The following is a 12,125-nucleotide window of genomic DNA, read 5'->3' as shown; positions in this document are numbered from 1 at the left end:
TCTGAGCCTTTGCAGGGAGAAAACGGGATGGGACTGACCGCGAGGATCCGAACGCGGGACGGATGGGCCGTGTCGCACGCGGTCGTCACGGTGACCGACATGACCGGCACGCAGGTGCTGCGCGCCGAGGCGGACACCGAGGGCGCCGTGCGGGACACCACCGTGCTGACGCCGGGGGCGTACACCGTCATCGTCACGGCCGTCGGGTACGCGCCCGCCGCCTCCAGCGCGATCGTCACCGCGAGCGGCCGGGCCGAGGTCGGCACCGTGACGCTGGCCCGCCAGGGCGGCACCGAGCTGCCGCCGCCCGGGCCGTGGACCGTCGACCCGGCGCACTCCAGCGTGGCCGCCGTCGCCCAGCACCTGGGCATCTCCAGCGTGCACGGCCGGTTCACGGACTTCACCGGCACGGTCGAGATCGCGCCGGACGACGTCACCAAGTCCCGGGTGGAGGCGGTGATCCGGGCGGCCTCCGTCGACACCGGCAACGGCATGCGCGACACCCACCTGCGCTCCGCCGACTTCCTGGACGTCGAGCGGTACCCGGAGATCACCTACCGCTCCACCGGCGTGACGCAGGCCGGACAGGACCGCTGGACGGTCCACGGCGAGCTGGGCCTGCACGGCGTGGTCCGCCAGGTCGACCTGGACCTGGCCTACCTCGGCACCGGCGCCGACCCGTGGGGCGGCACCCGGGCGGCGTTCCGCGCGACGACGGAACTGCGCCGCGAGGACTTCGCCATGAACTACAACCAGGTCCTCCAGGCAGGCATCGCCGCCATCGGTACGACGCTCAGGGTCGAGCTGGACATCCAGGCGGTGCAGGGGGAGTCACTGCCGGCCGCGTGAGCCGGTCATTGGCGCCGCCAGAGTCACTGGCGGCGCCTGCGTCACCGGCGCCGCCTGAGTCCCGGCGCCGCCTGCGTCACCGCAGGCCGCGTGAGGCGCCGCCGGACGCCCGGGCCACCAGGTCGCCGCACAGGTCCCGGAGCTTGACGTTCCGGTCCTGCGAGGCCCTGCGCAGCCGCTCCAGGGCCCGGTGGGCGTCGATCCGCTCCCGGGCCATGAGCATGCCGACCGCCTGGTCGATGACGCTGCGGGAGAGCAGGGCGGTGCGGACGTCGGCCGCCGAGGCCTGCTGCCGCTCCAGGCGCAGGGCCTCGTTCACGGCGTGCGCGGCCCGCTCCGCGTAGGCGCGGGCCGCGTCGAGCCCGCCGGCCAGCGCGTCGGGCTCGACGCCGTACAGGTTGAGGGCGGCGCCCGTCTCGCCCTCGACGGCCAGCGGCAGCGCCAGTACACAGCGCACGCCGGCGGCCAGCGCGTACTCCGTGTACGCGGGCCAGCGGGTCTCCGTCGCCAGGTCGGGTGCGTACCGCGCACTCTGCGTCTCGGCGGCGTCCACGCAGGGACCCGAGCCGTTCTCGTACTGCCGCAGGTCCAGGCCGCTGGGCAGGCCGGTGCTGCCCGCCAGGGTCATCAGCCGGTCGGCGCGGCGCACCGTGACCGAGCAGGCGGCGGCGCCCGGCACCTGCGCGACCGCGCGGTCGGTCAGATCGCGCAGGAGGGTGTCGAGGCCCTGGCTGCGCGCTATCGCACGGTCGAGCGTGTCAGGGATCTCCGAGGTCATGCCCGTACGGATAACCCGTCACCGCTCGCTCACGCCTCGTCCCCCGGCGCCGGTGTTCGCGTCGACGATGCGGCGGGCGAGGTCGCGCAGCTTCACGTTCTCCCGCTGCGAGGCCTTCACCAAGGAGTCGAAGGCACCGGACGCGTCGATGTTCAGCCGCTCCATGAGGATGCCGGTGGCCTGCCCGATCAGGTCCCGGGTGCGCATGGCCTCGGTGAGCTGCTCGCGCACGGTCGCCGAGTCCAGGGCGAGAGAGACGTGCGCGGTGAACAGCCGGCCGACGCGGGTGGCGTCGTCGTCGAAGGCCTGGGGCTTGCGGGCGTACGCCGTCAGCACGGTCAGGCGGCGCCGGTCGGCGCGCAGCCGCAGCGACAGCGCGGAGCGGAGGCCGAGGTCGGCGAGGGCGTTTCCGCCGCCGTCGGCCTCGCTGTCGTCTATCCGCACCACGGGGGTGGTCCACAGGTGGTCCCAGTCCGGGTGCGGCTCACGTGCCCCGGCGCGGTGCTCGGTCGCGAACCGTACGACCTCGTCGGTCCAGGCGAGGGTACGGAGCCGGCGGCCGCGCTGGATCTCCGAGATGCCCGCGTGCTCCGCACCGGGCAGCAGGCGTACCGCCAGCGCGGCGGCGGTGGTCAGGGTGTCGTCCGGGGTGCCCGTCTCATGCAGTTGCCGAGCCGCGGCCGTCAGGGCCTCGGCCAGCTCGAAACCCGCCGGAAAACGCGGCAAATCAGTAAATTCGGACGCAGCCACCACGAACCTCTTCGGCATGCGCGGCCAAACGGCCGTGCGCAGGAGAGCTCCGCAGCACATTCCCGACTGCGAGCACAGGACGAACAGCACTTTAGCTGCTTGGTTGCCTGCCGGTGACGTCCGGCCGAAGGACCGGGCGGGCGCCTTCCCCACCTCGCCGCCGGCGTGATGGAATGGGAGCAGGGTCAGGAAGCGGCCTCGACCGGAAGCCGGCGGACGTCTGTCAGGTGAGTGACGTGACCTTCCTCCCCCCACCGTGCGAGCCGTGCGACCCACCCGGCTGCGCCGTGCTCGCACTGCCCCCCGAGATCGACTTCTGCAACGCCATGGGGCTGCTGCCCCTGATCATGACGGCGGTGGACCACCACTCCGACAGCCGTTCCGACGGGCTGCGCGTGCTCGTGCTGGACCTGACCGCGACCCGCTTCATGGACTCCCAGGGCGTCCGCCTCCTAGACCGGGTGCGCCGCCGCCTGCCCGCCCACACCCGGCTGCGGGTGGTGGCCGCCCCGCACGGCGTACCGAGCCGCGTGCTGGAACTGTCCGGCCTGCGCCGGGACGTGCCGGTGTACGACAGCCTCGCGGAGGCGCTGCGCCCGCACAGCGATACGGCCGGCGGACCCGGCAGCGGGGCGGGCAGCGGGAGCGCGGCCTAGGCTGGCGGCATGGCACCGAACATCGCGACGAACACCCGCGTCGGTCTGGACGAACTGCTGGACTTCGTACGCCCCCGGCACCGGGCGATCCTGCTGACCCGGCGGACCGACGGCGGCCCGCAGGGATCGCCGCTGACCTGCGGGGTCGACGACTCGGGCCGGATCGTGGTCTCCACCTATCCGGAGCGGGCCAAGACGCGCAACGCGCACCGCGACCCGCGGGTCAGCCTGATCGTGCTCAGCGACGAGTGGAACGGCCCCTGGGTCCAGATCGACGGCACGGCGGAGGTCATCGACACGCCCGACTCCGTGGAGCCGCTGGTGGAGTACTACCGCAACATCGCCGGTGAGCATCCCGACTGGGACGAGTACCGGCGGGCCATGGTGGAGCAGGGAAAGTCGATCATTCGGGTGACGCCGGAGAAGTGGGGTCCGGTGGCGACGGGGGGCTTCCCGGCACGCCTGGCGACGGACGACTGACCGCCGGGCGAGGCGACGGACGACTGACCGCCGGGCGTGGCGACGGACGACTGGCCGCCGGGCGTGGCGACGGACGACTGACCGCCGGGCGTGGCGACGGACGACTGGCCGCCGGGCGTAGTGGTCAGCCTCGTTCGACCATCGCCTCGATGCCCGCCACGAGCAGGTCCAGCGCGAACTCGAAGTCCCGGTCCAGCATCTCCGCGACCGTGTCGCCGCCGCGGGCCGCCATGAGGGCCCGCGATTCCTCGATGACGTCCGCCGCGGTGTCCGGTGACTCGGCCACCGCGCTCATGGACTCCTGGAAGTAGTCGTCCGGGCTCTTGCCGGTGGCCGCCGCCCGGGCGAGGAGGTGGCCCTCGATGGTGCCGTAGCCGTAGACAAACTGGAAGACGGTGGAGATGGCACCGGTCAGGCGGTGCGTGGGTAGACCGCTGCGGCGCATGACGCGCTGCACCGCCCGGGAGAAGGCCAGCGAATGGGGCCCGATGTTGAGGTAGGTGCCGGTCAGCTGGGACAGCCAGGGGTGGCGCACCAGCAGGGTGCGGTTCTCCCGGGCCAGTGTGCGCAGCTGCCCGCGCCAGTCGCCGCCGGCCTCCGGGTCGGGGTGGCGCAGCTCGCCGAAGACGGCGTCCACGGCGAGTTCGAGCAGCTCGTCCTTGGTGTCGACGTACCAGTAGACGGACATCGCGGTGACATCCAGCTCGGCGGCCAGGCGGCGCATCGAGAACTTGGCCAGGCCCTCGGCGTCCAGCAGCCGGACGGTGGCCTCGGTGATCCGCTCGCGGTCCAGCCCGGACGGATGCCCGGACGGATGCCCGCCGCGCCGCCCGCCCCGACGGCCCTCGTCCGGCAGCCAGACACTGGCCCGCGGTCCCTGCCGCCCTTCCTTCGCCATGCGCACATTCTCCTCGACTCGTCGGACGCCGGTCAGCCAAGAGCACCCCGCGAGGGGCGCGAGGCCGCATCGACACGCGGCCCGGCCGCGCGGGCGCGATCAACCACGAACGACCGGTAGCCGCGCCGCGGGACAGGCCGCCCGCGCTCCTAGGCGCTCACAACCTCCGAGTCCGCCCGCTCCGCCCTGCGCAACAGCACCGCCGCCACCATCCCGCCGAGCAGCACCGCCACCGCCCCCACCAACTGACTGCTCTCCAGCCCGGAGGAGAACGCGTCGATCACCTGCCGCCGCTCCCTCTCCCCCTCCGCCGAGGCCAGGGCGGCCGGCAACGACGTCGCCGCGACCGGCACCAGCGCCGCGAACCGGGAGTTCAGCACCGCGCCCAGCACGGCCACGCCCAGCCCGTTGCCGAACTCCGCCAACGTACCGTTGATGCCCGCGCCGACCCCCGCCTTGGCCGGCGGAATCGCGCTCATGATCGCGTGTGCCATGGCCGGGTTGCCGAGCGCGCAGCCCACGCCGATCAGCAGCAGACCCAGCAGCGTGCCGGCGTAGCCCTCGCCGGTGAGCGTGGCGATGGCCACCAGGCCCGCCGACATCAGCACCATGCTGAGCAGCACCGCCACCGGCGTGCCCAGCTTGGCCAGCCACTTCGCCGCCACCCCGGAGAAGTTCAGCAGCACCACCGTCAGGGCCAGCGGCGCGGTCCGCAGTCCCGCCTCCAGCGGGCCGTACCCGAGCACGAACTGCAGGTGCTGGGTGAGCAGGAACAACGCGCCGCCCATGCCGAAGGTGATCAGCACCAGCCCGGCCACCGCGCCCGTGAACCGCTGGTTGCGGAAGAAGGCCAGGTCGAGCATGGGGTACGGGATACGGCTCTCCCAGTACGCGAAGAGGGCGAGGACCCCGACCGCGACGGCCGCCGTGGCCGTCACCCGGCCCGACGTCCAGCCGTACTCGGGGCCCGAGATGATCGCGTAGACCAGCGCGGCCATGCCGATCGTGGAGAGCACGGCGCCGAGCAGGTCGGGGCGGTCGCCCTGCCGGTTCTTCGACTCGGGGACCAGGGTCACGACCGCGACCAGCCCGAGCGCCACGACGGGCAGATTGATCAGGAAGATCGCGCCCCACCAGAAGTGGTCCAGCACGAGGCCGCCTATCAACGGGCCGCAGGCGAAGCCGAGCGCGCTGACCGCACTCCAGATGCCGATCGCCTTCGCGTGCTCCTCCGGCGCGAAGATCTGCATGACCACCGCGAGCGTGGTGGTCAGCAGCAGCGCGCCGCCGACGCCCATCCCGGCCCGCGCCGCGATCAACTGCCCGGTGGTCTCCGCGAGGCCCGCCGCCAGCGAGCCCAGCCCGAACAGGGCGAGACCCGCGGTGAGCATCTTCTTGCGGCCGTAACGGTCGGCCGCGCTGCCCGCGGTGAGCAGCAGTCCGGACTGCACCAGTGAGTAGGCGTTGATCATCCACTGGATGTCCGAGGTCGCCGCGCCCAGTTCGTCGGTGAGCGAGGGGATGGCCACGTTCAGCACGGTGTTGTCCAGCACCACGGTCAGCTGGGCGAGGCTGATGACACCGAGGATCAGCCACCGCTGCGGGTGGCCCTGGACCGCGGGCGCGGCCTTCTGTTCCGGGGAGGACGTCGTCATGCTGTACAGCGTATAGGGGCTCTTATACGCTGTACAGCGCGTCCTTCCGTCCGGTCAGCCCGTCGGCTGTGTGAGGTCGTAGAAGGTGGCCGAACCGGCCGTGACCTCCTTGAAGTTGGCCTCGACCCAGGACGTGATCTGCGACGAGGTGCCGGAGTCGGTGCCCATACCGCCGATGCCGCCCATGCCGCCGCCGCCGACGAAGTAGTGGATCTCTCCGTCCGCCACGTACTTCTTGAACTGGGCCAGGGTCGGCGACGGGTCCGTGCCGTTGAAGCCACCGATCGCCATCACCGGGTCGCCGGTGCCGAGCTGGTAGCTCGCGGCGTTCTGCGAGCCGACAGCGGCCGCGACCCAGGTGTACCGGTCGGCGTCGGCCTCCAACAGCTTCTTGGCCTCGGAGTCGACCTGGGCGCCGTTGAGCAGGCCGCTCATGCCGCCGCCCCCTCCGCCCATGCGGCCGCCCTCGCCGGTCTGGCCGCCCGGGGCCGTCTGGCCGCCCGGGGCCGTCTGGCCGTTCTGGCCCGGTGCGCCTCCGGGGAAGCCGCCGGTGCCGGGACCGCCCTGGCCCTGGCCTTGTCCCTGTCCCTGGCCTTGTCCCTGGCCTTGTCCCTGTCCCTGCCCGGGTGCGTTTCCGCCGCCGGGGAAACCGCCGCCGCCGGAGAAGCCGCCCCGGCCACCGCCGCCACCACCGCCCGGGCCGCCCATCATGCTCGCGCCGGCCGGACCGGCCGTGACGATGGAACCGCTGTGTCCCTCCCGCACGGTGCTCACCGTGTACGCGGTGGGCGCCGCCAGGGACGCCACGACACCCAGCCCCGCCGCCGCGAGGGCGACCCGCCGCCCCAGCCGCCCCGCGAAGACGAGCCCCAGCGCGGCGGCCAGACCGCCGACCAGGACCAGCCACTTCAGCCAGGGAACGTAGTCGGGCGTGCGGTTGAGGAGGACGTATCCCCAGGCCGCGCTCGCCGTGACGGCGGCGGCGAGGGCGAGCGACGCCCAGACCCGCTCGCGTCGCTCCCACAGCGTCGCCGCGCCCATGCCGACCACGGCCGCCAGGTAGGGCGCGAGGGCCACGGTGTAGTACTGGTGGAAGATGCCGGCCATGTAGCTGAAGACGGCCGTGGTCATCAGCAGCGAGCCGCCCCAGACCAGGAAGGACGCGCGAGCCGTGTCGGTACGGCCGCCGCGCCGCGTCGCGACCAGGCCCGCGGCGAGCAGGATCAGGGCGGCCGGGAGCAGCCAGGAGATCTGGCCGCCGATCTCGGCGTTGAACATCCGGTCCCAGCCGGTCTCGCCCCACTGCCCGCCGCCACCACCGCCCATGCCGCCGCCCCCGCCACCGACACTGCCGGTCTCCTCACCGTTGAGGCGGCCGAGGCCGTTGTAGCCGAAGGTCAGCTCCAGGAAGCTGTTGTTCTGCGAGCCGCCGGTGTACGGGCGCGAGGAGGCCGGCCACAGTTCCACGGCCGCGACCCACCAGCCGCCGGATACGACGATCGCGACGGTCGCCAGCGCGAGCTGTCCCAGCCGCCTTCTCGGCCGCACCGGCGCGCAGACGCCGTAGACGAGGGCGAGGGCGGGCAGGACCAGGAAGGCCTGGAGGGTCTTCGTCAGGAACGCGAAACCGATCGCGACACCGGCCCACACCAGCCACTTGGTCCGGCCGTCCTCGAGCGCGCGCACGACGAGGTAGCAGGCGACGGACATCAGCAGCGCCAGCAGCGCGTCCGGGTTGTTGAACCGGAACATCAGCGCCGCGACGGGCGTGAGCGCCAGCACGGCCCCGGCGATCAGCCCGGCCGCGGGACTGAACCGGCGGCGCACGGCCGCGTACACGACGGCGACCGTCGCGACGCCCATCAGCACCTCGGGTGCGAGGACCGACCACGAGCTCAGCCCGAAGACCCGCACCGCCAGCGCCATCGGCCACAGCGCGGCCGGGGGCTTGTCGACGGTGATGGCGTTCGCGGCGTCGAGCGAACCGAAGAAGAACGCCTTCCACGACTGGCTGCCCGCCTGCACGGCCGCCGAGTAGAAGGAGTTGGCGTAGCCGGAGGCGCTGAGGTTGGAGAGGTAGAGCAGGGCCGTGGCCAGCAGCAGGCCGAGCAGCGCCGGGCGGACCCAGCGGGGGTCCTCGGGGCGGCCCCGCCACACTTGCCGGAGGCGCGGCTGCCGGGGCCGGCCGGGCGTGGGTGGCGCCTCCGACGGCGGTCCCCCGTCCTCGCCGCCCGGGGGACGCGTGTCTTCCGCGTGCGTCGTCCTGCCGTAGTGCGTCGTCCTGCCGTAGTGGGTTGTCATCGTCCGTCCCTCGGGTCGGTGTCGGCGGGGGACGCCGGCCGCAGGCCCACCGTGGCGGCGCCGCGGGTGCGGTAGGGGTGCTGGAGCTGAGGTTCGGGCACGTCCACGACGGGCGACGCGACCACGGCAGCCGGCATGTCCTCGGCGGGCGGCGCGTCCGGGAACACCCAGGCGCGGAAGAGCAGGAAGCGCAGCACGGTGGCCGCGAGGTTGGCGGCGATCAGCACCGCCAGTTCGGTCGAGTGGTCCGGGTCCGCGCTCGCCGCGTTCAGGGCGGCGAGCGAACCGGCGGTCAGGACGAGACCGATACCGAAGACGAGCAGCCCCTGCGCCTGGTGCCGCACGGCACCGCCGCGGCCCCGCACCCCGAAGGTCAGCCGCCGGTTGGCGGCCGTGTTGGCGACCGCCGAGACCAGCAGGGCGAACGCGTTGGCGAGCTGGGAGCCGCCCACGTGGCGGAAGCCGCTGTAGAGCAGCAGGTAGAACAGGGTGGACAGGACGCCGACGACGCAGAAGCCGACGAGCTGCCGGGCCAGTCCGGGCGGTACGTTCTTCAGGTCGCGGTCGCGCGGGTCGTCACCGAAGGGCCGCGCCAGCCGGTCCAGCGGCAGCGAACCGGTGGCCAGGGCCTTGCCGACCCGCCACACGCCCTTGAGGTCGTCGGTCGCCGTCCGCACGATGTGCACGGTGGAGTCCGGGTCGTCGACCCAGTCGACCGGCACCTCGTGGATCCGCAGCCCCGCGCGCTCGGCGAGCACCAGCATCTCGGTGTCGAAGAACCAGCCGGTGTCCTCCACCAGCGGCAGCAGCACCCGGGCCACGTCCCCGCGAACCGCCTTGAAGCCGCACTGGGCGTCGGAGAAGCGTGCCTGGAGGGAGCCGCGCAGGATGAGGTTGTAGGAGCGGGAGACGAACTCCCGCTTGGCGCCGCGCACCACCCGTGAGCTGCGGGCCAGCCGGGAGCCGATCGCGAGGTCCGAGTGCCCGGATATCAGCGGGGCCACCAGCGGCAGCAGCGCGTTCAGGTCGGTGGACAGGTCGACGTCCATGTAGGCGAGGACCGGGGCGTCCGAGGCCGACCAGACGGTCCTGAGGGCCCGGCCACGGCCCTTCTGCTCCAGCCGGAAGGACGTGACCTCGGCGAGCTCCGCCGCCAGCCGCGCCGCGACGTGCGGGGTGGCGTCGGTGGAGGCGTTGTCCGCGACCGTGACGCGGAAGGCGTACGGGAACGTCCGGGTGAGGTGCTCGTGCAGTCTCCGGACGCACGGCCCGAGGTCCTTCTCCTCGTTGTAGACGGGGATCACGACGTCCAGGACGGGCGTACCGGGTCCTGCGGCCGGGAGGTGCTCCCGCGCCGGCAGGGAGCCGGGAGAAGAGTCGGTTCGCATGGGACCGACTCTTCTCAACTCTCCTGTCGCACCCGTGTGGTGAGGCTGTGGTGTACCTGTGTGGTGAGGCTCTGGTGTGCCTGTGAGCGCGGTGGCGCGCTCTGTCGCTGCCGCTGCCGGAGCGCGGGCAGGTGCAGGGTGAAGACCGTCCGGCCCGGCACGCTGTCGACCGTCACGCCACCGCCGTGCGCGGTCGCCACGGCCTGCACGATGGCGAGCCCGAGGCCCGTGGATCCGGTCGCCCGGGACCGCGCGGAGTCGCCGCGCGCGAACCGCTCGAAGACGTGCGGCAGCAACTCGGCCGGGACGCCCGGCCCGTTGTCCTCGACGTCCACGCACAGCCACGCCCCGTCGGCCCGCACGCGCGCGGTGACGGTCGTACCGGGCGGTGTGTGGTTGCGGGCGTTGCCCAGCAGGTTGACCAGCACCTGCTGGAGCCGGGCGGCGTCCGCCGACACCGACGCCGGTTCCTCGGGCAGGTCGAGCCGCCAGTTGTGGCCGAGGCCCGCCGCGCGGGCGTCGCTGACGGTGTCCACCACGAGCGGTACGAGGTCGGTCTGCCCGAACTCCAGCGGGCGTCCGGCGTCCAGGCGGGCGAGCAGCAGCAGGTCCTCGACCAGCAGGGTCATGCGCCCGGCCTCGGACTCGATGCGGCCCAGCGCGTGCCGGGTGTCGGGGCCGACCTCTTCCCCTCCCCTGCGGGTGAGTTCGGCGTACCCGCTGATGGAGGCGAGTGGCGTACGCAGCTCATGGCTGGCGTCCGCGACGAACCGCCGTACCCGCGTCTCGCTCTCCTGCCGTGCGTGCAGCGCCCCGTGCACGTGGTTCAGCATCCGGTTGAGCGCGGCACCGACCCGGCCGACCTCGGTGTGCGGGTCGCACTCGGACTCCGGGACGCGCTCGTTGAGGTTCACCTCACCCGCGTGCAGCGGGAGTTCGGACACGCGGGTGGCGGTGGCGGCGACCCTGCGCAGGGGGCGGGTGGCGACACCCACGATGACGGTCCCGGCGAGGGAGGCGGCGATGAGGCCGGCGGCGGTGACGCTGGCCTCCACGAGGACCAGGGTGTTGATGGTGCCCGTGACCCCGGAGGTCGGGACGGCGGCGTAGTAGCTGCCGTCCGCGCCGGCGCGGTACTCCACGCGGTAGTCGCCGAGGCCCGGGATCTCGGTGGTGTGCGCGCCGCCGTCCTGGGGGACGGTCGCCAGCGCGGCCCGCTGCTCCGCGCTGAGGGGGACCGCCGTCATGCCGCTGAGGTCGGTGCTCTCGTCGGAGTCCCGGCCGTACTTGGCGTCGACGACCACGCCGTCGCGCACGTCGGCGACGATCGTGTGGCGGGGCTGCGGGCCACGGGTGACGAACGCGTCCAGGTCCATCCGCAGCGGGCCCTGGCCCCCGCCCTTGGGGCCCCCGGGCGGTCCGAGGCCGGACACCCGGCCCACGACCTCGTCCAACTGCCCGTCCAACTGGTCGTACAGATGCGACCGCAACGCCACCGTGGTCACCGTGCCGATCACCGCGCACACCACCGCGATCAGCGCCACCGACGCGACGACGAGCCGCGTCCGCAGGGTCCGCGGCCGCGGCCGTCGCCGTCCGCTCACGCCGAGGGTTTGATCAGGTAGCCGGCCCCGCGCCGGGTGTGGATCATCGGCTCGCGACCGGCGTCGATCTTCCGGCGCAGGTAGGAGATGTACAGCTCCACGACGTTGGCCTGCCCGCCGAAGTCGTACGACCACACGCGGTCCAGGATCTGCGCCTTGCTCAGCACGCGCCGCGGATTGCGCATCAGGAAACGCAGCAGCTCGAACTCGGTGGCGGTGAGGTGGATACCGTCGCCGCCCCGGGTGACCTCGTGACTGTCCTCGTCGAGAGTGAGGTCGCCGACGACCAGGACGGAGTCGGAGCGCCGGTCGGCGGCGCCCGAGCGCCGGATCAGCCCGCGCAGCCGGGCGACGACCTCCTCCAGGCTGAACGGCTTGGTGACGTAGTCGTCCCCGCCGGCGGTCAGCCCGGCGATCCGGTCCTCGACCGCGTCCTTGGCGGTCAGGAACAGCACCGGCACGTCCGGCAGGTCGCGGCGCAGCCGGCCGAGCACGCTCAGCCCGTCCATGTCGGGCAGCATCATGTCCAGCACGACGGCGTCGGGCCGGAACTCGCGCGCGGCCTGGACGGCACCGTGTCCGTCCCCGGCACTGCGGATCTGCCAGCCCTCGTAGCGCAGGGCCATGGACAGCAACTCGGTGATGGACAGCTCGTCGTCCACTACAAGCACCCGGACGGAGCTCCCGTCCGGCCTGAGCAGTTCGGTGCGCCCCTGGGGCGAGGTCGTGGTCATACCGGACACGATGTCGGGGGGCTCTGAGAGCA

Annotated in this window: 11 protein-coding genes; 3 read left to right on the top strand and 8 right to left on the bottom strand. The window is 73.0% G+C overall.

What is annotated here, in order from left to right; genetic code table 11:
• Nucleotides 1-27: 27 nt before the first annotated feature.
• Complete coding sequence (locus tag QC283_RS31995; RefSeq protein WP_279565239.1) at nt 28-849, top strand: YceI family protein; 822 nt, start codon at nt 28-30, stop codon at nt 847-849.
• 76 nt (nt 850-925) lie between these two features.
• On the opposite strand, the gene QC283_RS31990 is transcribed toward QC283_RS31995, so the two are convergent.
• Together QC283_RS31990 and QC283_RS31985 are read right to left on the bottom strand one after the other, a co-directional pair.
• On the bottom strand, nt 926-1,627 hold the full coding sequence (locus tag QC283_RS31990) for a GAF and ANTAR domain-containing protein (protein ID WP_279565238.1): 702 nt from the start codon (nt 1,625-1,627) through the stop codon (nt 926-928).
• Nucleotides 1,628-1,645: 18 nt separating this feature from the next.
• Nucleotides 1,646-2,395, bottom strand: a complete 750-nt coding sequence (locus tag QC283_RS31985; protein ID WP_279565263.1) for an ANTAR domain-containing protein — start codon at nt 2,393-2,395, stop codon at nt 1,646-1,648.
• Between the two features lie 218 nt (nt 2,396-2,613).
• On the opposite strand from QC283_RS31985, the gene QC283_RS31980 reads away from it, so the two are divergent.
• Together QC283_RS31980 and QC283_RS31975 are read left to right on the top strand one after the other, a co-directional pair.
• Nucleotides 2,614-3,033, top strand: a complete 420-nt coding sequence (locus QC283_RS31980) for an STAS domain-containing protein (protein WP_279565237.1) — start codon at nt 2,614-2,616, stop codon at nt 3,031-3,033.
• Between the two features lie 9 nt (nt 3,034-3,042).
• Nucleotides 3,043-3,513 carry a PPOX class F420-dependent oxidoreductase gene (locus QC283_RS31975; RefSeq protein WP_279565236.1) on the top strand — a complete coding sequence of 157 codons (471 nt, stop codon included), beginning with the start codon at nt 3,043-3,045 and terminating at the stop codon, nt 3,511-3,513.
• Nucleotides 3,514-3,637: 124 nt separating this feature from the next.
• Here QC283_RS31975 and QC283_RS31970 read toward each other — a convergent pair whose 3' ends face one another.
• From QC283_RS31970 to QC283_RS31945, 6 genes are all read right to left on the bottom strand, one after another.
• The gene (locus QC283_RS31970; protein WP_279565235.1) at nt 3,638-4,411 is read right to left on the bottom strand and encodes a TetR/AcrR family transcriptional regulator; all 774 of its coding nucleotides are present in this window, start codon (nt 4,409-4,411) and stop codon (nt 3,638-3,640) included.
• A gap of 149 nt (nt 4,412-4,560) precedes the next feature.
• Complete coding sequence (locus QC283_RS31965) at nt 4,561-6,066, bottom strand: MFS transporter (protein ID WP_279565234.1); 1,506 nt, start codon at nt 6,064-6,066, stop codon at nt 4,561-4,563.
• 54 nt (nt 6,067-6,120) lie between these two features.
• Nucleotides 6,121-8,367, bottom strand: a complete 2,247-nt coding sequence (locus QC283_RS31960; RefSeq protein WP_279565233.1) for an ArnT family glycosyltransferase — start codon at nt 8,365-8,367, stop codon at nt 6,121-6,123.
• On the bottom strand, nt 8,364-9,755 hold the full coding sequence (locus QC283_RS31955) for a bifunctional glycosyltransferase family 2/GtrA family protein (protein ID WP_279565232.1): 1,392 nt from the start codon (nt 9,753-9,755) through the stop codon (nt 8,364-8,366). Before QC283_RS31955 ends, QC283_RS31960 begins: the two co-directional genes overlap by 4 nt.
• Nucleotides 9,756-9,769: 14 nt before the next feature.
• A complete protein-coding gene (locus QC283_RS31950) occupies nt 9,770-11,359 on the bottom strand; it encodes a sensor histidine kinase (protein ID WP_279565231.1) in 1,590 nt (529 codons plus the stop codon).
• Nucleotides 11,356-12,093, bottom strand: a complete 738-nt coding sequence (locus tag QC283_RS31945; protein ID WP_279565230.1) for a response regulator transcription factor — start codon at nt 12,091-12,093, stop codon at nt 11,356-11,358. Before QC283_RS31945 ends, QC283_RS31950 begins: the two co-directional genes overlap by 4 nt.
• Nucleotides 12,094-12,125: the final 32 nt, after the last annotated feature.

This window comes from Streptomyces sp. DH41 (assembly GCF_029813785.1).
Classification (GTDB): domain Bacteria; phylum Actinomycetota; class Actinomycetes; order Streptomycetales; family Streptomycetaceae; genus Streptomyces.
This window is presented reverse-complemented; position numbering and strand designations above follow the sequence as displayed.